Source organism: Bifidobacterium moraviense, from assembly GCF_012932365.1.
Classification (GTDB): Bacteria; Actinomycetota; Actinomycetes; order Actinomycetales; family Bifidobacteriaceae; genus Bifidobacterium; species Bifidobacterium moraviense.
The window spans coordinates 18,505-44,179 of the sequence record NZ_JAAIIH010000018.1; the positions used below are offsets into that span (position 1 = coordinate 18,505).

Here is a 25,675-nt window from a genome sequence, read left to right on the forward strand (position 1 = left end):
CGCGGAGACTCAGTCGACGGTGCCGCGCACGGACTGTCCGGAGGCGAAGCGGTCGAGCGCGCCGGTGGCCGCGATGGCGCGGAACAGGAACCAGCTGAAGACGCCGGCGATGGCCACGCCGCCGATCACCTCGCAGGTCATGTGGATGATGCCGCGCGGGCTGAACAGCGAAACGGCCTGGTAGCGGAAGAACAGCAGGTAGAAGCCGTACTCCACGGCCACCAGCGCGCCGGCCAGCATGGTCATCGGCAGGTTGAAGAGACGGTAGCGCGTCACGACGAACGGCAGCTCGGCGACGATGCCCTGCAGCGCGGCGGAGACGAACACGAAGCCGAACGAGAACTGGTTGCCGAGCAGCATCTGCACGGCCACGCCCACGACGTTCACGTAGATCGCGGCGCCCGGCTTGCGGATCACCGTCACGCCGAGCGTGCCGGAGAAGTACCAGATGGCATGGAACAGGCTGCTCAGACCGGGCAGGATGGCCGCCATCACGGCGAAGAGCGACTGGGAGACGAAGTTGAATCCCCATTGGACGACGCCGCAGCCCACGCCGAGCGCGGCCCCGACGGCGATGTCGGCCGTGGACCAGCGCAGCGAATGACGGACGGATGCGGACATGGTGGTACCTGCGGACATGAGATTTCCTCGTTTCCCCTATCTGAACCGCGCACTGTCTCTGCGGGCCGGGCGCGGACGAGCGTGCCGTGCGGCCGGGCGGCCCCTGACCTGCGCGGCACGGGCGGGGACGCCGCGGCCCATCGTAGCAGCGTGTCGTGTCACTATGTGGCACGCGGCGCGGCCTCCGGAAGCATGAACGGATTCCGTGACCTTCGCGGCGTACGCTGGTGGCAGGTCGGGCGCGGAAGCCCGGCGTCGCAATGATCGTCGAAGGAGCATCATGACCGGAAGACTCGCCAACAAGGTCGTCGTCGTCACCGCCGCCACCCGCGGCATCGGACTCGCCATCGTCACCGCGGCCGCCAGGGAGGGCGCCGTCACGTATCTGGGCGCGCGCAACATGGAACGCGCCGAGGCCCGCGCGGCCGAGATCAACGCCGACGAGACCGTCAGGGCCAACGGCGGCGTGGTCAGGACCGTGTACAACGACGCCACGAAGGACGAGACGTACACCGAGATGATCGAGGCCGTGGCCGCCACGGAGGGGCGCATCGACGGACTGGTGAACAACTTCGGCACGTCCGACCCGCGCAAGGACCTCGACATCGAGCACACGTCGGTGGACACGTTCATCGACACCGTCGCCATCAACCTCAAGAGCGTGTTCATCACCTCGCAGGCGGCCATCCGCCACATGCCCCAGACCGGCGGCAGCATCGTGAACATCTCGTCGATCGGCGGCGAGGTGCCGGACATCTCGCAGATCGCCTACGGCACGTCCAAGGCCGCGATCGAGCACCTCACCAAGGACATCGCCGTGCAGGTGGCGCGCAGGAACATCCGCTGCAACGCCGTGCTGCCGGGCATGACCGCCACCGACGCCGTGCAGAACGCGCTCAACGACACGTTCCGCGACATGTTCCTCAAGAGCACGCCGATCCGCCGCATGGCCACGCCGGACGAGATCGCGCAGGCCGTGGTGTACTTCCTCACGGACGCCGCCGCGTTCACCACCGGGCAGTGCCTGGCCGTGGCCGGCGGATTCGGTCTGGCCACCCCGGTGTACGGCGACCTGCAGGCGCTCGCCACGGCGCGCGGCTAGTCGCGGCGCGCGGATAGGCACGTCGCTCGTCCGTCCTCGTCAATCCTGACTGCCTCCCCCTGTCGTCCTGGTTGTCTCCCCTCTTGTCATCCTGAGCGCAGCGAAGGATCCTTGAAATGCGTGTATGGTCAAGGATCCTTCGCTTCGCTCAGGATGACGAGGGGAGACGACGGGGCAATAATCAGCCCTACGCCCTCCACCACGGGCGCAGCGGGTACCACTTGCCGTCCGGGTGCCCCACGCGGTCCGGCTTGACGGCCAGGAACTGGTGAATCTGGATGCCGTCGATCTCGAAGTTGAGCGCGCAGGCGGCCATGTACAGGCCCCACACCTTGGCGCGTTCGAAGCCGACCTGCTTCACCGCGTCGTCCCAGTTGTCCGAGAGGTTCTCGCACCAGTGGTGCAGCGTCAGCGCGTAGTGCTGGCGCAGATTCTCCTGATGCACCACGTTGAAGCCGGCGTCGTGGATGCACGACTCGATGAATCCGGGCGCGCCCAGATCGCCGTCGGGGAAGATGTAGCGGTCCAGGAACTCGTCCTGGCCGGGTTTGCCGTTCGGCTTGTCGTGCGCGATGGTGATCTGGTGGTTGAGCAGGCGTCCCATCGGCTTGAGCAGACGGTACATCTCCTCGAAGTAGCTCTGGTAGTTCTTCACGCCCACGTGCTCCATCATGCCGATCGAGCAGATGCCGTCGAAGTCGTGCTCGGGCACCTCACGGTAGTCCTGCACGCGCACCTCGGCGAGGTCCTGCAGGCCCTCGCGCGCGATCCACTCGTTGGCCCACGCGGCCTGTTCCTTGGACAGCGTCACGCCGAGCGCCTTGATGCCCCGCCGCGCGGCCGTGATCACCATGGATCCCCAGCCGCAGCCGATGTCGAGCAGGCGCTCGCCGGGCCTGAGGCCCAGCTTGTCGAGGATGAGCCGCAGCTTGTTGGCCTGCGCGTCCTCGAGGCTCATGTGCTCGTCCTCGAACACCGCGCAGGTGTACGTCATGGACGGGCCGAGGAAGTCCGCGTAGAACTCGTTGGACATGTCGTAGTGGAAGCTCACGGTCTTGGAGTCGGCGCGTTCGGTGTGCGGCAGCAGCCCCTCCTTGATGCGCGCGAACTTGCTGGGCCCCTCGGTCTGCGGCACCGGGGGCCTGCGCACGCCGTGGCTGAGCACGGCGGCGGCGAGGCGCGCGGCGTCCACGGGCGAGGGCCTGCGCGCGTAGCTGGCGAGCGAGAACAGCGCGCGCAGCACCGGGTACGGGTTGGCGTAGTCGATGCCCTCCACGTCCAGGTCGCCGAGCACGTAGGCGCGCACGGCGCCGATCTCGTTGGGATGCGCCAGCAGCTGGTAGATGCAGTTCGGACTGGTGACCTTGAGATGCAGGGAGGCGTCCGCCGGACCGAAGTGCGATCCGTCGAACGCGTCCATCCTGATCGGCGTCGCCGGGTCGAGGAAGAACCCGAGCATCTCGGCGACGGTCATCGATTTGCCATTGGCCATGGTGAACACCCACTCCCTTGCGACGACGCCCCGTGCAGTCGTCCGCTCCGAGTCGAGTGTAGTCCCGCCCGCGTTACGGTTGCGGCGACACTCTCGCCCCGTGGTGACGGGTTTCGCGCGCAGCGTAGGCGATGCGACGACCGACTCCGCTCAGCGACGCCCGGTCCCGTCCGCCGACGACCGGCGGCGCCGCCTTCTGCGGGGTTTCGGGCCACGATCCGCACCCGGTCCGGTCCCCGGCAGCGGATCGTCCCCGTACGGCGTGGCGACCGACACCGGACGCAGCGCGCTCGGCGCCGCCGCCCCGCCGATCCTCGTGCCGTCCCGGCGCATCATCCCCGGATGCGGGGCGAACAGTGCGCCCACCAGTTCGGGGAATCCGGGGTCCCATTCGCGGATGATCTCGCTGAGGAAGCGGTGGCCGTCCTCGTCGCTGGGCTCGCGCATGAACACGCTCGGATTGCCGCACATGCGCCACGTGCCGCGCGGCCGGGCGATGCGCACCAGCATGCTGCCGCCCCGCGCGCCGTCGCATCGGGCCGCGAAGTCACCCGCGTACACCTCGTAGTCGCGTCCGTCCGCCATGTTCTCCACCGTCATGCAATGGCTGCTGGCGCTGGCGTCGCGAATCCAGAACCATGCGGCGAAGTTCGTGGCGGAGAACTCGCGGAAGTCCTCGTATTCGCGGTCGCACACGCCGTCGTCCCGTTCGAACAACGCCCTGGCGATGATGTCGAACGGGGTGGTGCCCGATTCGTCCACCGGCCGGTCGTACGCGAACCACTCCTCGAACAGGCAGCGCATGGTGGCGCGCAGCCCCACGTCCGCGATCTGGCGGAAGTCGATGTCCGAGGCGCGGATGAACTCCCGCCGCGCACGCTTGTACTCGTCCTTGTCCGCCACCTTGAACAGCCTCGCCACGTCCCCCGAATACAGCGTGGCCGGGCTCTGGTCGTCGCTCATGCATTCCACGGTCATCATCGACTCCTTCCGTCGGCGCCGGAACGGTCGTCGTCCCCGCGTGAACCCACCGTAGGGTCCGCGGCGCCCCGGCCGCAACGCGTCGCCGCGGAATCGTGGATAAGTGGACAAGTCGCGTCGCGACGCGTCCGTCGTGGACGACGCCGTGCATAACCCGCGGATGCGCGCGGTCCGCGACGGCGCTATGCTGGTGCCGGTCGGAGATCGACGCTACGAGATGTCGAAGCAGTACGAGGTCGCGCGGGCATGCGTTCCCGGGGCGCGACGCCATTGACGAGGAGCCATACGTGAGCCATTCCACCGCCGCGCGCACCGAGGTCGCATCGGCCGGCGACGCCTTCCTGACCGTGCTCGAATACGGGCGGGACATCATGCTCTCCGACGGCATGCAGTCCGAGAAGCGCTACTTCCAGCACGGCAACACCACCACGTTCGAGCATTCCGTAGGCGTGGCCGAGCGCGCCGTGCGTCTGGTCAACCTGTTCGGACTCGAGCGCCGCGTGGACATGCGCTCGCTCGTCACGGCCACACTGCTGCACGACTACTTCCTCTACGACTGGCACGACGACGAGGAGTGGCATCGTCTGCACGGCTTCACGCACGGGCGCATCGCCTGCCTCAACGCGATGCGCGACTTCGGCCCGGACGTGGTGAACGACGTGGTGGCCGACAGCCTCACCAACCACATGTATCCGCTCACCAACGTGCCGCCGAAGTACCTCGAAGGCTGGCTCGTCTCCATCAGCGACAAGATGTGCGCCACCTCCGAGGCGGTGAGCCTGGACCGGTTCCGCTACGACCGCACGATCGACGACGCCGACGCGCTCCCCCACGTGCCGTCGCTGGGCGAGCTGGCTTCGGTGGCCCTCGCGCTCAACAGCACCGACGGACTGGGACGCATCCGTTCGCGCGCCTACCGCACGCTGCTCGCCATGCGCGGGCGCTGAGCCGCGGCCGACACGTTTTCCGTGACGCGTGACGTGCGTCACGCGTCACGCGGCCCGCGCACCACATGAGATACGTCACATGGACCGCGCGTCACACGTCGCATAACGGCTGGCCCCAGCACCCCTCCCCGTCACCGGGAGCGCCACCAGCGTCACGCGGAGCGGCCGCGCTCCCAGTGACGCAGCCCGAAAACGTTGGAATGACGCCGTTTTGAGCACCACCGTCACAGGGAGCGGACGCTCCGCGTGACACAGAGAGCGCTCCACGTGACACAGACCGGACACGTCACGTTCCGAACCTGAAAAACGTCACGCGGACCGCGCGTCACTGGGACGGCGCGTCACCGGGAGCGCCACCAGCGTCACGCGGAGCGGATGCGCTCCCAGTGACGCAGCCCGAAAACGCTGGAATAACGCCATTTTGAGCACCACCGTCACAGGGAGAGGACGCTCCGCGTGACACAAAGAGCGCTCCACGTGACACAGACCGGACATGTCACGTTCCGAACCTGAAAAACGTCACGCGGACCGTGCGTCACGCGGACCGCGCGTCCGAAAAACCGCGGAATCATGCCGATTTCAAGCACCGCGGCCCACGTGATGCACGGCCCACGTGACGTCGTACCGCCATCGCACGGCCCACGTGACGGTAGGCGCGACCCGCGTGACGATACAACACGTGACGATACAACCCACGTGACATACGACTCACATAATGGGCTGGCGCAGCATCCCTCCCCGTCACCGGGAGCGCCACCAGCGTCACTCGGAGCGGATGCGCTCCCAGTGACGCAGCCCAAAAACGTTGGAATGACGCCGTTTTGAGTACCACCGTCACAGGGAGCGGACGCTCCGCGTGACGCAGAGAGCGCTCCGCGTGACGCGACCGACGCTCCGCGTGACGCGGCTGGCGCTCCGCGTGACGGTTATCGGCCCTTGAACAGGCGGAACAGCTGCGATTCGCGGATGACGGCGGCGGCAAGCACCGCGCCGCACCACGCGCCGGCGAACAGCATGAGCGGCGAGCGCACGGCGCCGAGCAGCACGAGTTCCGGACTCGACGGCGACAGGCGCACCGCCAGCGCGCCCAGCAGGCATACGGCGATCAGCGTGCCCAGCCCGTCCCAGACGAGCGTCTCCAGTCCCACGCCCAGCAGCTGCGCGCCCTTGCGCTGTCCGGAATGCAGAGCGCCCGCGTATTCCAGACGCCGCCGCCACACCGCCGCCACGCCGATGAGCAGCCCCAGGCATCCGGCGACGACCGGCAGACGGCGCGTAATGCGCGCGCGGTAGAGGGACGCGGCATCGTAGCGTCGGTCGAAGCTTTTGTTGAGCTGCGACGTGCCGTATGACGCACCGCCCATGCCGCCGCCCGATGCCTCGCCCGCAGCAGAGCCGGATGTACTCAGGTCGACCGTGGCGTACAGCACCGACTCCAACTTCCCGTTGGCGGGCCACTGCCGCGCCCAGCATTCCTGGAAGGGCGCCGAGTCCACGGACACGGGCACCACGAGCGCATAGAGGAACCGGGTGTCGCGCCCGTCGTTGGGCCAGTCGAACACGCCGGCCACGCGCGTGGTCCCCGCGGAGGTCTCGAGCCTGCTGCCGACCGACAAGCCAAAGTCGCGCGCCGCGTCGGACGACATCCACACGCCCGTGGGGTCGACCACGGCACCAAACGCGCCAGACGAGTCAGACGCACCCGTCGCGCCCGACGCACCGCCCGCGCCAACTGCGCCGCCTCCCCCGACGCTGCCGGCAAGGATCCGCAGCAGCCCCGGCGTCACCTCGTAGGTGGCCAAATCGCGCCGCGGGGTGGCTAAGATCACCGCCGACTCTCCCGGACGCATCGCCCCTGAAGCGTCCGGTCCGCCGTCCGTTCCCGCGAGAGCCTCGCAGGTCGCCCCGTCGATGACGTTCGCGGTGGCCACCATGGAGGTCACGTTCGCGCCGGCGGCGATGCGTGCCGCGGCGTCGCGTTCCTGCCCGATCACCGTCATCGCCTCGTAGCCGCCCAGCAGCGCGCCCGCCAGCGCCACGATCAGGCACCACAGCACCGCGCGCGTGGTGCCGCGCGCCACGTTGCGCATCGCTTCGGAGACGATTGCGGAGATCCTCATGGCGTCGCCTCCCGCACTGCCACGGGCGCCGACGCCGCGGACTCCGACGGCGCATTGTCTCCCGATTCGCCGGCACCCGGCGCATAGTGCGCCAGATCGATGACGCGCGAGCATGCGTCGCGCGTATCCGCGTCATGTGTGGCCACGACCACGATCATGCCCTGTCCGGCAAGCGAGCCGAGCACCCGATTCACGCCGTGCGCGGTACGCGTGTCCAGCTGGGCGGTCGGCTCGTCCACCAGCAGCATGTCCGGCCGGGAGCACACCGCGCGCGCCAGCATGAGCCGCTGCGCTTCGCCGCCGGAGAGCGCCGCGAACGGACGGTCCGCCGCATAGCGCAGATCGAACAGGTCCATCGCCTCGAGCGCCTTCGGCTCGGCCTCGCGCCGACGCATGCCCTTCGCCAGCAGCGGGAAGACCACGTGGTCCAGCGCCGAGCGTTCCGGCACGCCGTAGGGGTTCTGGAACACCCAGCCCACCCGTTCCACGCCTTCGCGCACCACACGCCCGGCGGCCGGTTTCTCCCAGCCGGCGAGGATCGAGAGCAGCGTCGACTTGCCGCAGCCGGAAGGCCCGCACACCGCCACGGTCTCGCCCGGAACCAAGGTGAAATCCAGCCCTTCGAACAGCGTGTCGGTGCCCGGGAACCGATGCGCCAGCCCTTCGCCTCTCACGACCATGTCGGTGCCTCTCACGACCATGTCGGTGCCTCTCACGGCCATGTCGGCGTCCCTCGCGACCTTGTCGCCGTCCTTCACGAACATGTCAGCCCCGCGATCCGGCTGCCCAGATCCACCGTGGCGGGCGTGGAGCCGTCGTCCGCCTGCACCAGGCTCACGCCGAGCTCCGAACCGACGATGCCCACCGGGATCACGCGTCCGTCCGAAGCCACGCAGCCGTGCGTGCCGTTGGCGCGGTCCACGCCGAACACGGCCGCCGCGGGCACGCGCATCACCTGCACCGGCTGCGTGAGCGCCACGGAGGCGTCCAGCCCGGACGATGCCACCATCGTGGGGTCCATCTGCCGGAACGCCTCGGTGGCGGAGACCTTGGCGCAGAACGCCGGATCGTCGATCTCGACGGCGCCGGCCGGCAGCGTGGTGGTCTCGCCGAGCAGCGTGAACGAACGGTCAAGGTCCGACGCGATGCCGCTGCGCAGCGCAAGCTTCGCTATGCCGCCGGGAATGGAGCCCACCACGGATCCGGCGGCGATCTGCGCGCCCGGCACGCCCTGCCATGCGGTCACGGCAGCCGCCTGCACGGGAATCCACAGCACGTCGGCCATGTGCAGCGCGCCGTCCGCATCGTCCCCGTTGCCGGCGTCCTTCATGAGCTTCGCGACGGCCGTGGCGGTGGCGCGCGCATACGTGTCCGATTCGCCGTCCGCACCGAGTCCCAGCCGCGCCAGTTCGGCGTTGAGCGCCTTCACGTCCGCGCCCCTGTCCCCCACGGCAAGGTCGCGGTACAGCGGCGTGGAGGTGTTGAGCGCCACCACGGAGCGCCCGTTGACGGCGAGCGCCGGCTTGCCAGATTCCACGCCGGATTCGGCGAAGTTTCCCGTCACCGTGCCGGATGCGTTGACGATGAGGTCGCGCTGCGCGGACAGCGTGACCGTGACCGACGCGTTCTCCGCGCCGTTGTATTCCTGCGTGCCCACCGGCGATTCGGTGATCTCCCGCGCCTGCGCCAGCACCAGCGGCGCGCGGTCGGGTAGCCACAGCGCGCACGCCCCCACGCTGAGCGCCACGGCCGCGAGCACGGCGAGCAGCAGCCACGTAACCGACACGCGGCGGTCTCCGGCGCCGCGCGGCCTTCGGTTCGTTGCCTTCATGGCCTTCATGCGCGCCCCTTCCCGTTGCGCCGACGCCCATGCGCCGGCCGTTCCGTGCCGACTTGCTGCGTTGACTGACTGTTCCGTGTCGACGGAGCGCGGACGCGCCGCGAATGCGCCGTTGCCCAACGAAGCCTCCCGCCCCTGTGCCATCCACCCTACCGTGCGCCGCGCGCGATGCGCACGCCCCATATAGCCGTTTTGTGTATGTCGCGGCGTGTCGCCGTCGCACGGCACGTCCTACCACGTCCGGCCGGCCGCAACCGCACGGCAACGCGAGACACGTATGCTGTGGTTCGAAGGGTGATTCGACGAGGAGGGATTCCATGGACGAGCGAACCGGCGGCATCCGGAGGGACGACGCGCGACGCCCCGATGCACGTCCGATCGTCTCGTCGCCTCTGTCGGTCGGCGTCGTGGACAACGACATCCGCTCGCTGGATTCGCTGCGGCTCATCGTCGAGGAGCTGGTGCCGGATTCGCGGGTTCCCTGGACCGCCGTCGATGGCGAGGACGTCATCATCCGCTGCTTCGACGAGACCACGCGCCCCGACATGCTGCTGCTCGACCTGTCGTTGGAGGGACTGCAGGGACCGACCGTCTGCCGCATCCTCCGCGGGCGGCTCGACGTGATGCCGATCCTGGCCGTGACCTCGTATTCGCTGAACCGCTACCGCGACGAGTGCATCCGGGCGGGCGCGCAGGGACTCGTCTCCAAGAACGTGGAGGCCGACATCGCCGAGGCCATCGGGACCGTGCGCCGCGATGGCGTCTTCGGCGACGGGTTCGAGACCGCCGACGTGGCGCACAAGCGTCTGGCCGGTTCGCCGCGGCGTGAGGACGAACGCCTGAGCCCGCAGGAGATGGCGGTGATGGACATGCTCGCCGAAGGCATGGATGACGCCGAGATCGCGGACCGGCTGCGCATCTCCGCAAGCACCCTGCGCAAACACGTCCAGCACGCCAAGACGAAGCTGCACGCCGCCACGCGCGTCCAGGCGGTGGTCAAGTGGCTCAAGGGGCACGATTGGTGACAGACGAAGAAGCCGAAGAAGTCATGCCACAAAGCGGCAAGACGCCGCGCACATCATTGGCGCAGGTACGCCAATGGTGCGGCGTACACCGTATGACGTACTGGATCATGGCCGCGATCGCCGCCTCGTGGAGCGTGCTCGAATGGGTCTGGGAACCGACCGTCGGCGTGTTCGGCGGTCTCGTCGCCGCCATACACGTGGCCGGCATCATGATGATCCCGATCTTCCCGCGAATGGCAAGCGCATTCACCATACTGTTCGCCGCGGCGGCCTGTCTGGTTCCGTCCTCCGGCGGCCCGAGTCAGATCTGGGGTCTCTTTCTGGCGTTCGGCGTGCTGGGATACACGGCGGCTTCATGGATGGCCGTCGGTTGTTACGCGACGCTCATGCTCGCCAGCGTCATCCAGCTCTACGTGCTGCAGCCCGCCGCCGTCACCGATCCGAGAACGCTGTTGTCCTTCGCCACGGCTCAGGCCATCGCCGCATGCTTCGGCAGGGCCCTTCAGTGGCGGCAACGCATGGAGGCAGCGCAGCGCGAGCGCGCTCTGCTGTCCGAACGGCAGCGGGAGATCAAGCGGAACACCGCGCTCGCGTTGGCGCTGCACGATCAGGTAAGCGGGTCATTGTCGCTCGCGTCACGGGAGGCGCAGCGACGCATGCGACGGATTCCTCCGGACAGCGATGAGTACGAGACCCTGCAGCGCATCAACGCCGACGTGCTCGACGGTCTGAACGGTCTGCACGACGCGATCGACCAGTTGCGCCATGTCGATGCCGCCGCGGGCGCCGTGCCACGGCGGCACGCACCGGAACCGGACGCCGATCTTCGGCATGCGCTCCGTCGACTCATCGAGCAGGAGGATCGGCGACTCGCGAAGCTGGGGTATCACGGACAAGGCAGTGTGGAGTTCATGGGAAGCGACGATCTCAGTCCGCAACTGCAGCAGGAGCTGCTCGGTCTGACCGCCGAACTGTATGCCAACATCTGCAGGCACTGCCCGGCTTCCGGCACGTATGCGCTTTCGATACGCCGTGCGGAAAACGTCATCGTCGTCACGGAACGCAACGACCGTTTCGGTGACGATTCCGGCACTGATGGTTCCGTTATCGGTGGCGAAGGCAGCGGCGAAGAGCTCCGCGGAGGCCATGGCCTTGCCCTGCATGCGCGTGCCGTCGCGGCGCTCGGCGGCACGTGCGAGTTCCGCCCGGACCATCACGCATGGTCCGTCACCGTTCGGATCCCCCTACGAGCCTAACGGCCCGCAAAACCACTGCAGCCATGGCGGGCAATGCCAGAGCGCAGATAACACACCGCTTGCCGGACATCCTATCCGTTCCGGTTTTCATCCGGGAACCTCGTCACCGGACCGCATACACAAAATGACTATTGCGCATATCGGCAGGAGCCGAATCGCTGCTACGGTGGAATCAACCGAGACACAGGCATTCAGTGGGGAAGGCCCGTGACAGCAGCGGAGATCGGCTCGGCAGCAACCGGACTCCGTCAGAGAGGGGAACCATCATGAACGCACGAAACGGAAGAGCCCATGCCGCTGCCGCGGCCATCATCTGCCTCGCCGCGCTCGCCGGCTGCGCCGGAGACCCCTCCACGGCGGCGTCGCAGACCGCGGACGATGGGATCTCTAGCGGTTCCAGCGTCGCTTCCAGCGCGCCCAGCTACATGACGGCCCCCATCACCGGCGAGAAGTCGGCCAGCTCCATCGCCGACCACATCCAGCAGTACCTCGACCAGCCGAGGATCATCACCGCATACGAGAAGCCGATCCTCGAACAGGCGCGAGACAACGGCGGACTCACCGCCAAACAGTACGAGGAGGCATGGTCGCACTTCAGGATGTGCATGGCAGGCAAGGGATACAGTTCGGTCACACCGACGAAATACCCCAACGGCGTATACGATCACACTGAAATGACATATGCGCCACAATCCATTCCGAATTTGCGTTTCGAGGATGACAAAATAGCTTGCTACCAAGATATCTCAGTCATCAATCAGGTATATAGCGCACAGGTGGGAAACCCGAACTTCTACGCCAACAGGAACGAAGCCATCGTCGACTGCCTGCACCGCAACGAGCTCGTTCCCAAGGACTACACCGCGCAACAATTCCAGAACGAAGAGCTCGATGCGATGCAGAACGAAACATCGATGCTGAATACGCATCCGGATATCAATCTGCGCGACGAACGCGTGCGCGGCTGCTTCGCGGCAAACATGTCATTCTACGGATTCACGTACTGATTTGGCGGACACGATCCCCGCACTGCAGCAAGCTTACGGAACGGCAACGGAGATCACTCGGCAGCAACCGAACTCCACTAGAGAAGGAAACCATCATGAACGCACGAAACGGAAGAGCATATGCCGCGGCCACGGCCATCGCCTGCCTCGCCGCGCTCGCCGGCTGCGCCGGAGGCCCCTCCACGGCGGCATCGCAGACCGCGGACGATGGGATCCATGACGGCTCCAGCATCGCTTCCAGCGCACCCAGCTACATGACGGCACCCATCACCGGCGAGAAGTCGGCCAGCTCCATCGCCGACCACATCCAACAGTACCTCGACCAGCCGAGGATCATCACCGCATACGAGAAGCCGATCCTTGAACAGGCACGCGACAACGGAGGCATCACCGCCAAGCAGTACGAAGAGGCATGGTCGCACTTCAGGATGTGCATGGCGGGCAAGGGGCATCCGTCGCTGACCATCAAGCAGTACGCCAACGGGATCTATGATCAGGGCGTCGTCACGTACGGGCGGCAAGGTGCGCCGTCTCCGCGGTTCGACGACGACAAAAGCGACTGCTACTTCGAGATCGGCGTGCTCAATCAGGTGTATATGACGCAGATCGGCAACCCCGACTTCTACGCCAACCAATCGGAGGCCATCGTCGACTGCCTGCACCGCAACGGTCTCGTCGCCAAGGACTACACCGTGCAGCGGTTCGTCACGGAGAAGGACGCTCGGAACGCGGAGGGACTTCCCGCATACAGCTTCGACCTCAGGGACCGCAACATCCTCGCCTGCTTCGCCGCCAACGGCTCCACGTTCGGCGGCGTGGGGTTCGACTGACGGCGCGATGCGCGGCGATCCGGGGTATGGGCGCAATGCCAATACATTGGAATACCAATACAATGGAATCAACGCGATCCGCATGGACGAGGATCGCGGCATCGGGGCTCGGCGCTTGGGACGGCCGATCCTCTCCGACGTTGGGAGCACATCATGAACGGTTGGACTTCACGCAATCCGCGCGGCGCATCGCATATCGTCTCGTCACGTCGTGCACCGTCGCGCATCCGCGCTGCGCTGGGAACCCTGTGCGGCATCGTCGCGCTGACGGCGACGCTCACGGGCTGCGCCGGAGGCGATGGCAATACGGCGGGAGCGACATCGCAGACGGACACACGGGTGCCGTCGTCTGCGACGATCACGACGACGCCCACGAACAACGCACCGGGAGGGAATTCGACGGACGCACAGGCCGGGGTTGACGCCTCCGAACTTCCGCTGGCGCCCTCGGCGCAGCTCATCCAGCAGTACCTCGACCAGCCGCGCATCATCTCCGCATACGAGAAGCCGATTCTCGAACGCGCCCGTGACAACGGCGGCGTCACCGACGACGACTATGAGGCCGCATGGACGCGGTTCGAGGGCTGCATGGCGGATCGGGGCTACACGAAAGTAACGGTAAAGCGCTACCCGAACGGCATCGTCGACCGGGGCGTCATGCGATACGAGCCGCGCACCATACCTGCATACCGGTTCGGAGACGATGCCGACGAGTGCTATCGCGACATCGCGGTGCTCAATCAGGTGTACCTCGCGTAGGTGGGCAACCTGCGCTTCCTCGCCACCGACTCAGAGGCAATCGTGGATTGCCTCGTCTCACATGGACTTGCGCCCGCCGACTTCACCGTGGAAAAGTACACGCAGGAGCGTCTCGACGCGCTGATGCAGGACCGTGGCTTCAACGAGGGGCTGAGCTACGATCTCACGGATCAGAACGTGCAGGGATGCCTCGCAGCCAACAATTCGGGCGTCGACGTCAGCGATCGGCTCGCAGCCGACCTTTCGCACGACGGCGCGTAGGCACGTCGACCTTTCGCACGTCATACGGGCCGCACGCACGTCACGCGGAGCGCCCCCGACGTCACGCGGAGCGGACGCGCTCCCGGTGACGCAGCCCAGAAACGTTGGAATTACGCCGTTTGTGGCACCACCGTCACCGGGAGCGGACGCTCCGTGTGACAGTCGGCCCGCTCCGCGTGACGGGGAAGGCGCTCCGCGTGACGGTCGGGGCGCCCCGGCAAGGTGACGGCAAGGTTACGCGGGCGTCAACTTCCATGAAACATCGTTCAACAATTTTCGATTTCACGGAATGTCGTTCAATGCTGCATTTACCATGGAAGTGTCGGCGATGAAGGGGGCGGTCGTACGGCCGCCCGAACGAGCAAGGAGAACGCCGGCCGTGGCCGTGCGCGAGCGAACGACGCGCGCGGCGATTCCCGAAAGGAACCCAACACCATGTTCGAGAAGATGAAGAAGCAGACCGCCGTCGTGCGCCGCGCCGCCGCCGGCATCCTGGCCGGAGCCATGTGCGTGAGCGCCCTCGCCGCGTGCGGCAACCCCGCCGCCAACGGCAACGCCGACTCCAAGAACATCGACACCCTCAAGGTCGCCTTCGTGCCCTCCAAGGACCCGCAGGAGATCATCACCGCCACCGAGCCGCTGAAGAACCTGCTCAAGGAGCAGCTCGGCAAGGAAGGCTACACCGTCAACAACGTGGACATCACCGTCGGCTCCAGCTACGAGGCCGTGGGCGAGTCCCTGAGCGCCGGCACCGTGGACGTGGGCCTGATCCCCGGCGGCACCTACGTGCTGTACGACGACGACGTGGACGTGCTGCTCACCGCCACCCGCGGCGGCCTGAACGTCGACTCCGACAACCCGAAGGACTGGAACGACGCCGCCCCGATCAAGAAGGACGACACCAAGCAGACCACGTCCTACCGCGGCCTGATCATCGCCGGCCCGTCCGCCAAGGGCCAGGAGCTCGCCAAGAAGGTCAACTCCGGCGAGAAGCTCACCTGGGACGACATCAAGGACGCCAACTGGTCCGTGATGGGCGCCTCCTCCCCCGCCGGCTACATCTACCCGGCGCTGTGGCTCAAGGACAACTTCGACGGCAAGTCGATCACCGACCTCACCCACGCCGCGCAGTCCGACTCCTACGGCTCCGCCTTCGCCCGCCTCGCGCAGGGCCAGTTCGACGTGCTCGCCACCTACGCCGACGCCCGCATGGACTACGAGCAGAAGTGGACCACCGACTTCGGCCGTCCGAACGACATCTGGAAGGACACCGCCGTCATCGGCGTCACCCCGGCCATCTACAACGACACCGTGAGCGTCTCCAAGAACTCCAAGATCATGTCCGACGAGTTCAAGAAGGCCCTGTCCGACGCGTTCATCGCCATCGCCAAGACCGACGAGGGCAAGAAGGTCATCGCCGTCTACACCCACGAGGGCTACCAGCCGGCCAAGTCCTCCGACTACGACAACGAGCGTCAGGCCCAGGAACTGGTCAAGCAGCTCAAGAAGTGATCCCGGCCCATACGGGCCGACACATGAAAGGGCCCTTGGTGCGCATTCACGCCAGGGGCCCTTTCGTACGTCCGCACGCGCCGTCGCACGCGGCGTACGCGACTCTCTCACGAACACCACCCCACCCCAGCCACAAGCAAGCAAGGAAACAGGAACGAGGCACCGCATGATCGAGATGCGTCATGTCCAGAAAACCTACCCGAACGGGTTCACCGCCCTGCACGACGTGAACCTCACCATCGACCAGGGCGAGTACGTCGCCGTGATCGGCCTTTCGGGCGCCGGCAAGTCCACGCTGATCCGCACGATCAACCGCATGATCGACATCAGCGACGGCAAGCTCACCGTCGACGGCACCGACGTGAGCTCCCTGAGCGGCAAGGAGCTGCGCCGCTTCCGCCGCAACGTCGGCATGATCTTCCAGTCGTTCAACCTGGTGACGCGCACCAAGGTGATCACCAACGTGCTCGCCGCCAAGGTGCCGGACCTGCCGTGGTGGCGCTCCATCCTGGGCCTGTTCCCCAAGGAGGACGAGATGGAGGCCCTCAAGGCGCTCGACCAGGTGGGCATCGCCAACAAGGCGTACACGCGCGTGGACCAGCTCTCCGGCGGCCAGCAGCAGCGCGTCGCCCTGGCCCGCGCCCTGATGCAGAACCCGAAGATCCTGCTGGCCGACGAGCCCGTGGCCTCCCTGGACCCGGTGACCGCCGAGCAGGTGATGGACGACTTCGGCCGCATCAACCGCGAGCGCAACATCACCGTGATCATCAACATCCACCACGTGGACCTGGCGCTGCGCCACGTGAGCCGCGTCATCGGCATCCGCGCCGGCGAGGTCGTCTACGACGGCGGCGTGGACGGCGTGAACGACGCCGTGCTGCGCGACATCTACGGCGACGAGGCCCCCGAGCTCGGCCAGGCGCCGGTCCCGGCGAAGAAGGCCGACGCCGCGTCCAAGGAAGCATCCAAGGAAGGCGGTCGCTGACATGGCCGGCACCACCGCAACCAACGCCGGCTCCGCGCCGGCCGACGAGCAGGTGCGCGGCACGCTCATCACGCTGCCCAGCGGCACCAAGGTCGTCAAGCCCCGCTCCTACGCGCTGCCCATCACGCTGGGCATCCTCGTCTTCGGCGCGTTCTGCATCTGGTTCACCGGGTTCGACCCGACCGTGCTGGCCGCCCGCGGCGACGAGTTCTTCAAGATCCTCGGCCGCATGGTGCCGCCGGACTGGTCCAGCGCCGGCAGCATCGTCGACCCGCTGCTCGACACGATCCGCATGTCGCTGCTCGGCTCGTTCATCGGCACCGTGACGGCCATCCCGTTCGCCATGATCGCGTCGACCACCATCATCCACTCGCACATCGTGACCGTGGTCATGCGCTTCATCTTCAGCCTCATCCGCACGCTGCCGACCATCATCACCGCGCTCGTGGCCACGTACATCTTCGGCCTCGGCACGCTCGCCGGCACCACGGCCATCGCACTGTTCACGTTCTCGTACCTCGGCAAGGTGCTCTACGAGGAGATCGAATCGGTGGACATGGGCCCGTTCGAGGCGATGACCGCGCTGGGCGCCTCCCCCTCGCAGGCGTTCCGCTACGCCGTGCTGCCCGCCATCGCCCCCTCGTACATCTCCAATGCGCTGTTCTGCTTCGAGGGCAACGTGCGCTACTCGGCCATTCTGGGCTACGTGGGCGCCGGCGGCCTGGGCCTCATCCTCAACGAGAACCTCGCGTGGCGCGAGTACTCCACCGTGGGCATGATCCTGCTGGAGCTGCTGCTCACCGTGTTCGTGATCGAGACCACCAGCCGCGCCATCCGCCGCAGGCTCGAGTAGTCGCGGACGTTACCAGAGCTAAGGAAACCATCATGAGTGCAACCGTCAATTCCGCAACGTCCTCCTCTCCCGCGCCCGCATCCGGCAAGGGCTCCGGCACCGGCCGCGGCGCCGACGTCGCCAAGCTGTACGCCGACCGCCCGCACGCCACCGTCGGCCGCATCGTCACCGCCGTCGTCATCGTGGCGCTCATCGTCTGGTCCACCACCGGCATCGAGGCGTCCGGAGCCAAGGCCGACAGCGGCTGGACCGTCGTGAGCTCCATCCTCAACGGACTGGTCCATCCGGCGCCGCAGCTGCTGTTCAACCTCACCCCGCAGGGCGTGCCGTACCTGCTCGTGGAGACCATCGCCATCGCGTTCATGGGCACCGTGGTGGGCGCGGTGATCGCCGTGCCGCTGGCGTTCCTCGCCGCCACGAACCTCATGCCCAAGCCGATCGCATGGATCGCGAACTTCGTCATCATGGCCATCCGCACCGTGCCGGTGTTCGTCTACGGCATCATGTTCGTGCGCGTGACCGGCCCGGGCGCGTTCGCGGGCCTGATGACCATGTCGCTATGCTCGGTGGGCATGGTGAGCAAGATGTTCATCGAGGCGATCGAGGACCTGGACCGCGGCGTCATCGAGTCCCTCTCCGCCATGGGCCTCAACCGCTGGCAGCAGATCCGCTTCGGCGTGCTGCCGCAGATGATGGCGAGCTTCCTGTCCACCGCCATCTACCGCTTCGACATGAACCTGCGCGACGCCACGATCCTCGGCCTCGTGGGCGCCGGCGGCATCGGCGCGCCGCTGATCTTCGCCATGAACTCCTACCGCTGGAACGAGGCGGCGTCGATCCTGTGGGGTCTCGTCGTGCTCATCCTCGTCGTGGAGTTCTGCTCGACGAAGATCCGCAACAAGCTGGCGCGAGGCTGATCGCGGCGACCCGTCCGTCGCATCGCGCGTTCCGACCGCGCGTTCCGACCGCGCGTTCCGATCGCATAAGCCGACCGCGCATCCGTGCCGCCGCCGCATTCGTCCGCAGCGGCGGCACGCGCGTCTCCCCCTACCGATTCTCCGGGGCGCAGCGCCCCGCACGACCCCAAGGCAAAGGACACCATTCACACCATGGCACGCACCTTCCGCATCTGCTCCACCTCCGACACGCACGGGCACGTCTTCCCGGTCGACTACGACGCCGACCGTCCCAAGGACTGCGGCCTGCTCAACATCGCGCACGACGTGCACGCCCTCGCCGCGCAGCCCGGCCCGGACGGCAAGCCGATTCCCACGATCGCGCTCGACGCCGGCGACACCCTGCAGGGCACCCCGTACTCGCAGCTGTTCGTGGCCGGCGACGCGTCCGCGGCCGACCGCGAGGCCACCGCGGGCCTGCCGCACCCCATCGCCGCGGCGTTCAACGCGGTGGGCTACCGCTACGTGACGCTCGGCAACCACGACTTCAACTACGGCTACGACGTGATCGCGCGCTACCTGGACGCGCTCGACGCCGAATGCCTGTGCGCCAACGTGCGCGACCTCAAGGGCCGGCTGCCCATCAGGCGCTACGCGTTCCTGGACCTGCCCAACGGCATCCGTCTGGGTCTGACGGGCCTGGTGACCGACTGGGTGAACGTGTGGGAGAGCCCGCGCAACCTCGAATACCTGGCCGTGACCGACACGTACGCCGCCGCCGAGGAGATGAACGAGTTCCTCAAGTCGCGCTGCGACGTGAGCATCTGCATCTACCACGGCGGCTACGAGCGCGACGTACGCACCGGCGAGCCGCAGAGCGACACCACCGAGAACCGCGCGTGGCAGATCGCGCACGACCTCGACTTCGACGTGCTCATCTCCGGCCACCAGCACATCTCCATGCCCGGCGCCGTGATCAACGGCACCGCCACCGTGCAGACGTGCGCCACCGCCACCGAGTTCGCCGAGCTCATCGTCACGCTCGAGGACGACGGCTCCGTGCACGCCACGTCGCGTCTGGTGCCCGTGGGCGCCGAGCACGACGCCGAACCGTACGCCACGCTGCTGCCGTACGAGGAGCGCACGCAGCGCTGGCTCACCGAGCCCGTGGGGCGCATGACGCGCGACATCCCCTCCGACCCGCTGCTCGACGTGGCCATGCACGGCAGCGAGCTGGCCGCGCTGTTCAACGAGACGCAGCGCGAGGCGACCGGCACGCGCGTGGCCGCCTCCTCGATCTCCGGCATCGGCATGGAGACCGGATTCCCGGCCACGGTGACGCATGGCGCCGTCTCGCGCGCCTACTCGTTCGCCAACACGCTCGCGGTGCTCGCCGCGCCGAAGTCCGCGATCAAGGCGGCGCTGGAACGCTGCGCCGAGTACTTCGACCTCGACGCCGACGGCCGCCCGGAGATCTCCGAGCGCTTCCTCAAGCCCAAGGTGGAGCACTACAACTACGACTACTGGGCGGGTCTCTCCTACACGTTCGACCTGACGCGCCCGCTCGGCGATCGCGTCACCGCGCTGACGTATTCGGACGGCACGCCGCTGCCGGACGACGAGCCGATCGAGGTGTGCGTCAACAGCTACCGTGCCAGCGGCACCGGCGGCTACGAGATGCTCGCCGCGTGCCCCACCGTGCGCACGGTGGAACGCTCCATGCAGGACCTCATCATCGAGTTCCTGCAGCGCCACGACCCGTGGACGCCGGCGATCGACGGCGGTCCCACGATCGTGTACTGAGTCCGTTCGCGGGACTCCGCGTCCCGGTCCCGCGCCGCATTCCGTCCGGAACGCCATCCAACATGGGAAGCGGATGTGGTTCCGGACGATGCGGGACCGTATTCCGTCCGGAATCACATCCGCAATGGATTTCGGCGGTGGATTCGGACCGACGACGCACCGCAAACGTCCGAGACGCCATCCATAACGGGAAACGGATGGCGTTTCGGACACGTGCCGGCCGCCGGCCGGAAGGGAAAAAGGTTGGGGAACATGGACATCGAATCGATGCCGGTCAGATCGCGCATCCTCACGATGCTGCCGTCGCTGCAGACGGCCGAGCGGCGCGTGGCGGAGTTTCTGCTGCAGCACGCGGACGAGGGCGGCGACCTGACGGTGAGCGCGGTGGCGGCCGGATCGGGGGCGTCCGCCGGCACCGTGGTGCGCACCTGCAAGTCGCTGGGATATCAGGGCTACCAGCAGGTGCGCGTGCTGCTGGCGCGCGACAGCGTCACGCCGGCGCATGCCGTCGCGGCAGCCCCGCTGCCGGTCGAGGTCGCCGCGTCGGGGGCATTCGTGGCTGCGGCCACCGCGGGATTCCGCGCCGACGACACGCGCGACGCGGCCGTCGGGACCGGCGGGAACGGCTTCGGTTCGCCCGTCTCCGCCGGTCATGCGAAGGCCGCGGACGGGCCTTCGGGGACCGGCGCCGATGACGAGTCGGGCGATGCCGGCGTTCCGGGTGTACTGGGCGCGCCCGGCGCACCCAGTACACCCGGAACCCGCGTGATCGGGCACGCCGTGGAACTCGCGCGCCGCATGCCGCTGCTCATGGGCATGCTCTCCCCCGCCGAGCTGGACGAGGCCGTCCGCCTGACCCGTCGGGCGCGCCGCGTGCTGGTGATCGCCTCCGGGCTGTCCGCGCCGATCGGGCAGAGCTTCACGTCGCGGCTCATCCGCTGCGGCATCGACGCGATCACGTTCAACGACGTCATCGACCAGCACATCGCCGGCAGCATGCTCGGCAGGGACTGCGTGGCGTTCGTGATCTCCGGCTCCGGCGTCAACGCGCACGCCCTCGCCGCCGCGCGCTCCGCCGCGAAGGCCGGCGCCACGGTGATCGCCATGACCTACTTCGCCGCGTCCCCGCTCACCGAGCTGGCGGACATCTCGCTGATCCTGGAACCGCCGGACTTCACCTTCGGGCAGGAGATCCGCGACGTCTCGCGCGTGGCGCTCATGATCCTCACCGAATCCGTGGCGGGCGAACTCGGGCGCGAGACCGGCCGCTCGCACGACGCGTTCACCGTCATCTCGCAGCATCTCGAAGACGCGGACGCCGAGAACGACTGACCCGGCGAGCGGATCTTGCCGTGATGCGGCATGTTGTGCCTGGGGCCGCCGCACGGCAGGTTCGCAGGTTCCACCGCACGGCACGACTCGTCGTGCGGGGCCGTCCGCGCCAGCCGGCGTGGGAAACCGGCACGGATTGGGTACGTAGTTCGAGCCGGCAGCGCGTATCTGCATAGTCAGGGGCAGATTCGGCGATCCGCACGCAGGTATCTGCGCGCAAAGTCGAAAAACTACCCCTGACTCTGCAGATACCCTGCCGAACGGGCCTCGAATACGAGCGAAACACGGCCCGGATCACCGGATCCGCGTCACCGGGCGGCCGGCACGTCCACCCGTTCCGGCTCCGGCGGCCGGCGCACGGAGAACCGGAACATCAGCGCCGCCAGCGCCACGCCGGCCACGGCAAGACCCATGAACACGCGCACGCTTTCGCCGAACGCCTGCGCGTACGGTGCTTCGGCGGAGAACTCGGCGATGAGCGTGCTGGCCACGGCCGTGCCGATCGCGCCCGCCAGCTGCTGGACCGTGTTCATCACGGCCGAGCCGTCCGCGTTCAGGCGCGCGGGCAGCTGGTTGAGCGCGTGGGTCTGGTCGGGCACGAGCACGAACCCGGAGAACGCCATGAACGCCGCATACGTCACGGCCACCGTCCACACGCCGCCGCCCGCGAACGCGAACACCGCATCCGCGAGCGTGGTCGCCGCGAAGCCGATGATGATGAACTTCGGCGGGAAATGGCTCCTGAGCAGTCCGCCGATCACCGGCGCGGAGACGGCTCCCACCACCGCGCCCGGCAGCAGCACGAGGGCCGCGTCGAGGCTGCCCAGCCCGAAGCCGCGCTGCAGGAGGATCGGCAGCAGGAAGTTGAGTCCGAGCGCGCTGCCCGAGGCCATGAGCAGGATCAGCATGCCGAGCGAGAATCCCGGGTAGGCAAACACGCGCACCTGCACCAGCGGGCGCTCCATGCGGAGCTGCAGCGCCGCGAACAGGGCGAGCGCGGCCACGGCGAACGCGAGCATGCCCCAGAACCGCCAGTCGCAGTGCCATGCGGCGAAGAAGCTCACGGCCACGATCAGCGCGGACAGGCCCGCGGCCACGAGCAGCAGCGACGGCACGCTGATCGAGGCGGCACGCGCATCCCCGCCGTGTCCTTCGCGCACGCCGTCACCGTGCCTGATCTCCGGCACGGTGGCCAGGCCGAGCGCGAGCGAGACCGCCAGGAACGGCAGCATGGCGTAGAAGATCCAATGCCAGTTCAGGTATTCCATCACCACGCCGCCGAACACCGGGCCGATGGCCGGCGCCGCGCACGTGACGAGGCTCACGATGCCGAGCATCATGCCGCGGCGTTCGAGCGGCGCCTTCTCGAGGATGATGGTGGTGATGAGCGGCAGCGAGATGCCGGTGCCGAGCGCCATCACGAGCCTGGCGGCGAGCAGCATCGGGAAACTCGCGGCGAGCGCGCCGATCAGCGTGCCGACCGTGAAGATCGCGACGGCCGCGGCGAACAGCGTCCGGGCGGCGAACCGGCGCACCATGAACGGCGAGACGGGGATGGCCACCGAGAGCAGCAGCAGGTAGCCGGTGGTGAGCCACTGCACCACGTCGGCGGAGATGGCGAACTCGCCCATGAGCACGGAATAGGCGATGTTGAGCGACGTCTCCGAGAGGATGCCGAGGAACGTGAGGATCGCGAGCGCCACCACGGCCGCGACGAGGCGGCCGGATACGGGGCGCTTGCCGTCGCTGACGTCGCTGACGGCGTTGCCGGCTTCGATGCTGTTGCCGCCATTGGCGGGCGGGATACGGTCCGGGGACGGGGACTGACGTGCGTCGGTCATGCGGTGCGCTCCTTCCGGTCGGTCGGTTCATGGCTCGCGGCCGCGGAGACGGACACGGAAACGGACACGGATTCGGACACGGCCCCGGGCGTGAACTCGGACGCGGCGTCAAGCGCCGACGAGTCCCGCCGCGCGGCGTCCTCCCGCATGAGCCGCAGCGTCGCCTCGATCGTGACGACCGCGGTCTCGCACTGTTCGGAGGAGAGACCGTCGAGCAGCCGGCTCAGATGCGCGTGGTAGTCCTCCACGTAGACGCGGCGGATCCTCAGGCCGCGTTCGGTAAGCGCGAGCGTCACCGCGCGGCGGTCGGACGCGGCGGCATGCTTGGTGACGAGTCCGCGTTCGGTCATCTCCCCCACGAGCTTGGTGACGGACGGCGTGGTGACGCCGAGGAACGCGCTCACGTCGCTCACGCGCGCCGTGGGCACGTCCTGTCCGCCCGGCTCGTTGATGTTCCAGATCGCGTCGATCACGTGCACGTACCGCGGCTTGAAGCCCGGCGGCAGCGCGGGCATAAGCTCGGTGATCGCCTTCGCCTTCCAGCAGGCGTCCATGAGCCTGCGCACCTCCTCGACCGGCAACGTCATGCGCGATTCACCCTTCCTTGGCACGGTTGCCAATAGTTATCAACGATCATTACCTTTGGTAACTATATTCGTCGCCGGGACAATCCGCGCGTCACACATGCGATGCACACGCGCCACGCCGCCGCAGCACCGTCATCCGGTCGTATCATCGTCCGGTGAGCACTCCACAGATCCGCCAGACGCCGCAGGGCGTCGCCGCCACCGTGACCGCGTCGGTCGTCTACGGCATGTTCCCCCTGTACTGGGCCGCGCTGGCCTCGGTGTCCTCGATGAACGTGATGCTGTACCGCATCGTCACCGCCGCCCTCGTGATGGCGCTCTTCATGCTGGCCACGCGCCGCTGGGGCCGTTTCACGCGATCCGTGCGCGCCATGCGGGCCACGCCGCGCGTGTTCTGGATGGCCGTGGCCGCCGCCGTGCTGGTGACGGTGGACTGGGTGGTGTACATCCATCTGGTGGCGATCGGGCGCACGTCGGAGGCGAGCGCCGCGAACTTCCTGCTGCCGCTCATCAACATGCTGCTGGCGCTGGCGCTGCTGCGCGAACGCACCACGCCGCTCGGCGTCGCCTCCATGCTCATCGCGCTCGCCGGCGCGGCGCTGTACGTGGCCGACACCGGCGCGTTCCCGGGGCTCGCGATGCTCATGACGTTCAGCTACAGCGGCTACTGCCTCATCAAGCGGTTCGTGCCGCTCGACCCGTTCGAGTCGCTGACGTTCGAGACCGGTGTGCTGGCGCCGTTCGCGGCCGTGGCGCTCGCCGTGCAGCCGCGTCTCGGCGTGCCGGCGGACGCGCCGTGGTGGACGTGGGCGCTGCTGGCCGGCTGCGGCGTGCTGACCGTGGTGCCGCTGGTGCTCACGTCGTACGGCGTCAAGCACGCGACGTTCCTGTTGCTGAGCTTCACGCAGTACATCACGCCGACGATCCAGCTGGTGCTGGGCATCGCGGTGCTCGGCGAACGGGTGCCGGCGCATCGGTTCGTCTCGTTCTCGGTGATCTGGGTGGCGCTGGCGGTGTACACGTTCGATCTGATCCGTACGGCGCGGCGGCGTTCGTCCTCCGACGCGTGACGACGAAGGGAACGGAGGAGACGTGCGACGACGGACGCAGCAGCCACCGGTCGTTCCCACGTCCGTCGTCCCTCTCGTCCGTCGCCCCTTCGCCCGACCACCCGTCGCAACGTTGCGACGAACGACCAACATAGCGCACCACGCACGCCCCTCCGACGGCCATTCGCGGCAACGTTGTGACAAACGACCACCACCGGAGACGAATCGGCACCCCCACATGACCATCGATCGCAACGTTGCGATCAACGGCCATCCAACCGGACACGGCACGCCATCAAGCCGGTCTTTCATCGCAACGTTGCGACGAAGGACCAACATAGCGCACCACGCACGCCCCTCCGACGGCCACCCACGGCAACGTTGCGATGGACGACATCACCAATCCGGTATGAATTCCATATCTGTGCCGGAATACGACGCGGGAAAAGTGGCTCTTCGCATTTTGGTGTGTATGGGTGGTGGTTTAGAGGTGGGTCTGGATGGCTTGTCCGAATCCGCCTGTGTGGAGCAGGCTTCTGGTGATGTAGTTGTCGAGATTGCGGAAGCCGAGGGCGA

Annotated in this window: 24 protein-coding genes; 16 read left to right on the forward strand and 8 right to left on the reverse strand. The window is 67.5% G+C overall.

The window, feature by feature from the left end:
* Positions 1-9: 9 nt before the first annotated feature.
* A complete protein-coding gene (locus G1C96_RS09015; protein ID WP_169276265.1) occupies positions 10-639 on the reverse strand; it encodes an ECF transporter S component in 630 nt (209 codons plus the stop codon).
* Positions 640-901: 262 nt separating this feature from the next.
* On the opposite strand from G1C96_RS09015, the gene hdhA reads away from it, so the two are divergent.
* The gene (gene hdhA, locus G1C96_RS09020; RefSeq protein WP_169276266.1) at positions 902-1,723 is read left to right on the forward strand and encodes a 7alpha-hydroxysteroid dehydrogenase; all 822 of its coding nucleotides are present in this window, start codon (positions 902-904) and stop codon (positions 1,721-1,723) included.
* 187 nt (positions 1,724-1,910) lie between these two features.
* Here hdhA and G1C96_RS09025 read toward each other — a convergent pair whose 3' ends face one another.
* Together G1C96_RS09025 and G1C96_RS09030 are read right to left on the reverse strand one after the other, a co-directional pair.
* Positions 1,911-3,215, reverse strand: coding sequence for a class I SAM-dependent methyltransferase (locus G1C96_RS09025; RefSeq protein ID WP_169276267.1), 1,305 nt, complete (start codon positions 3,213-3,215; stop codon positions 1,911-1,913).
* Positions 3,216-3,365: 150 nt separating this feature from the next.
* The gene (locus tag G1C96_RS09030) at positions 3,366-4,196 is read right to left on the reverse strand and encodes a hypothetical protein (RefSeq protein WP_169276268.1); all 831 of its coding nucleotides are present in this window, start codon (positions 4,194-4,196) and stop codon (positions 3,366-3,368) included.
* Between the two features lie 287 nt (positions 4,197-4,483).
* Between G1C96_RS09030 and G1C96_RS09035 the strand changes: the two genes are divergently transcribed.
* Complete coding sequence (locus G1C96_RS09035) at positions 4,484-5,143, forward strand: HD domain-containing protein (RefSeq protein ID WP_335341946.1); 660 nt, start codon at positions 4,484-4,486, stop codon at positions 5,141-5,143.
* Between the two features lie 926 nt (positions 5,144-6,069).
* On the opposite strand, the gene G1C96_RS09040 is transcribed toward G1C96_RS09035, so the two are convergent.
* The 3 genes from G1C96_RS09040 to G1C96_RS09050 form a co-directional block, all read right to left on the reverse strand.
* A complete protein-coding gene (locus G1C96_RS09040) occupies positions 6,070-7,263 on the reverse strand; it encodes a hypothetical protein (protein ID WP_169276269.1) in 1,194 nt (397 codons plus the stop codon).
* Positions 7,260-7,943, reverse strand: a complete 684-nt coding sequence (locus G1C96_RS09045) for an ATP-binding cassette domain-containing protein (RefSeq protein WP_169276285.1) — start codon at positions 7,941-7,943, stop codon at positions 7,260-7,262. Before G1C96_RS09045 ends, G1C96_RS09040 begins: the two co-directional genes overlap by 4 nt.
* 74 nt (positions 7,944-8,017) lie before the next feature.
* On the reverse strand, positions 8,018-9,103 hold the full coding sequence (locus G1C96_RS09050; RefSeq protein WP_169276270.1) for a peptidoglycan-binding domain-containing protein: 1,086 nt from the start codon (positions 9,101-9,103) through the stop codon (positions 8,018-8,020).
* A gap of 317 nt (positions 9,104-9,420) precedes the next feature.
* On the opposite strand from G1C96_RS09050, the gene G1C96_RS09055 reads away from it, so the two are divergent.
* From G1C96_RS09055 to G1C96_RS09110, 12 genes are all read left to right on the forward strand, one after another.
* The gene (locus G1C96_RS09055; RefSeq protein ID WP_169276271.1) at positions 9,421-10,128 is read left to right on the forward strand and encodes a response regulator transcription factor; all 708 of its coding nucleotides are present in this window, start codon (positions 9,421-9,423) and stop codon (positions 10,126-10,128) included.
* A complete protein-coding gene (locus G1C96_RS09060) occupies positions 10,125-11,384 on the forward strand; it encodes a sensor histidine kinase (RefSeq protein ID WP_169276272.1) in 1,260 nt (419 codons plus the stop codon). Before G1C96_RS09055 ends, G1C96_RS09060 begins: the two co-directional genes overlap by 4 nt.
* Positions 11,385-11,650: 266 nt before the next feature.
* Positions 11,651-12,391: a hypothetical protein gene (locus G1C96_RS09065; RefSeq protein WP_169276273.1), complete on the forward strand. Its 741-nt coding sequence runs from the start codon at positions 11,651-11,653 to the stop codon at positions 12,389-12,391.
* Positions 12,392-12,486: 95 nt separating this feature from the next.
* A complete protein-coding gene (locus tag G1C96_RS09070; RefSeq protein WP_169276274.1) occupies positions 12,487-13,221 on the forward strand; it encodes a hypothetical protein in 735 nt (244 codons plus the stop codon).
* A 339-nt stretch (positions 13,222-13,560) separates the two neighbouring features.
* Positions 13,561-13,980 carry a hypothetical protein gene (locus tag G1C96_RS09075; RefSeq protein WP_169276275.1) on the forward strand — a complete coding sequence of 140 codons (420 nt, stop codon included), beginning with the start codon at positions 13,561-13,563 and terminating at the stop codon, positions 13,978-13,980.
* Positions 13,981-14,241 carry a hypothetical protein gene (locus tag G1C96_RS09080; RefSeq protein ID WP_169276276.1) on the forward strand — a complete coding sequence of 87 codons (261 nt, stop codon included), beginning with the start codon at positions 13,981-13,983 and terminating at the stop codon, positions 14,239-14,241. It abuts the gene before it with no gap.
* Between the two features lie 435 nt (positions 14,242-14,676).
* A complete protein-coding gene (locus G1C96_RS09085; RefSeq protein ID WP_205832115.1) occupies positions 14,677-15,753 on the forward strand; it encodes a phosphate/phosphite/phosphonate ABC transporter substrate-binding protein in 1,077 nt (358 codons plus the stop codon).
* 166 nt (positions 15,754-15,919) lie between these two features.
* Entirely contained in the window at positions 15,920-16,738 is an 819-nt protein-coding gene (gene phnC / locus G1C96_RS09090) for a phosphonate ABC transporter ATP-binding protein (RefSeq protein ID WP_169276277.1), read from the forward strand.
* A gap of 1 nt (position 16,739) precedes the next feature.
* On the forward strand, positions 16,740-17,591 hold the full coding sequence (phnE, locus tag G1C96_RS09095; protein ID WP_169276278.1) for a phosphonate ABC transporter, permease protein PhnE: 852 nt from the start codon (positions 16,740-16,742) through the stop codon (positions 17,589-17,591).
* Positions 17,592-17,623: 32 nt separating this feature from the next.
* Positions 17,624-18,508: a phosphonate ABC transporter, permease protein PhnE gene (phnE, locus tag G1C96_RS09100; protein WP_169276279.1), complete on the forward strand. Its 885-nt coding sequence runs from the start codon at positions 17,624-17,626 to the stop codon at positions 18,506-18,508.
* Between the two features lie 192 nt (positions 18,509-18,700).
* Positions 18,701-20,290, forward strand: a complete 1,590-nt coding sequence (locus G1C96_RS09105; RefSeq protein WP_169276280.1) for a bifunctional metallophosphatase/5'-nucleotidase — start codon at positions 18,701-18,703, stop codon at positions 20,288-20,290.
* Positions 20,291-20,542: 252 nt separating this feature from the next.
* Positions 20,543-21,622, forward strand: coding sequence for a MurR/RpiR family transcriptional regulator (locus G1C96_RS09110; RefSeq protein WP_169276281.1), 1,080 nt, complete (start codon positions 20,543-20,545; stop codon positions 21,620-21,622).
* A gap of 308 nt (positions 21,623-21,930) precedes the next feature.
* Here G1C96_RS09110 and G1C96_RS09115 read toward each other — a convergent pair whose 3' ends face one another.
* Entirely contained in the window at positions 21,931-23,463 is a 1,533-nt protein-coding gene (locus G1C96_RS09115; RefSeq protein WP_169276282.1) for a DHA2 family efflux MFS transporter permease subunit, read from the reverse strand.
* Positions 23,460-24,050 carry a MarR family winged helix-turn-helix transcriptional regulator gene (locus G1C96_RS09120; RefSeq protein WP_240945190.1) on the reverse strand — a complete coding sequence of 197 codons (591 nt, stop codon included), beginning with the start codon at positions 24,048-24,050 and terminating at the stop codon, positions 23,460-23,462. The genes G1C96_RS09115 and G1C96_RS09120 overlap by 4 nt, the downstream gene beginning before the upstream one ends.
* A gap of 155 nt (positions 24,051-24,205) precedes the next feature.
* Between G1C96_RS09120 and G1C96_RS09125 the strand changes: the two genes are divergently transcribed.
* Positions 24,206-25,120, forward strand: coding sequence for an EamA family transporter (locus G1C96_RS09125; protein ID WP_169276283.1), 915 nt, complete (start codon positions 24,206-24,208; stop codon positions 25,118-25,120).
* A gap of 217 nt (positions 25,121-25,337) precedes the next feature.
* A partial coding sequence (locus tag G1C96_RS10145; protein ID WP_205832116.1) for a hypothetical protein occupies positions 25,338-25,675 on the forward strand: 338 nt, incomplete at its 3' end.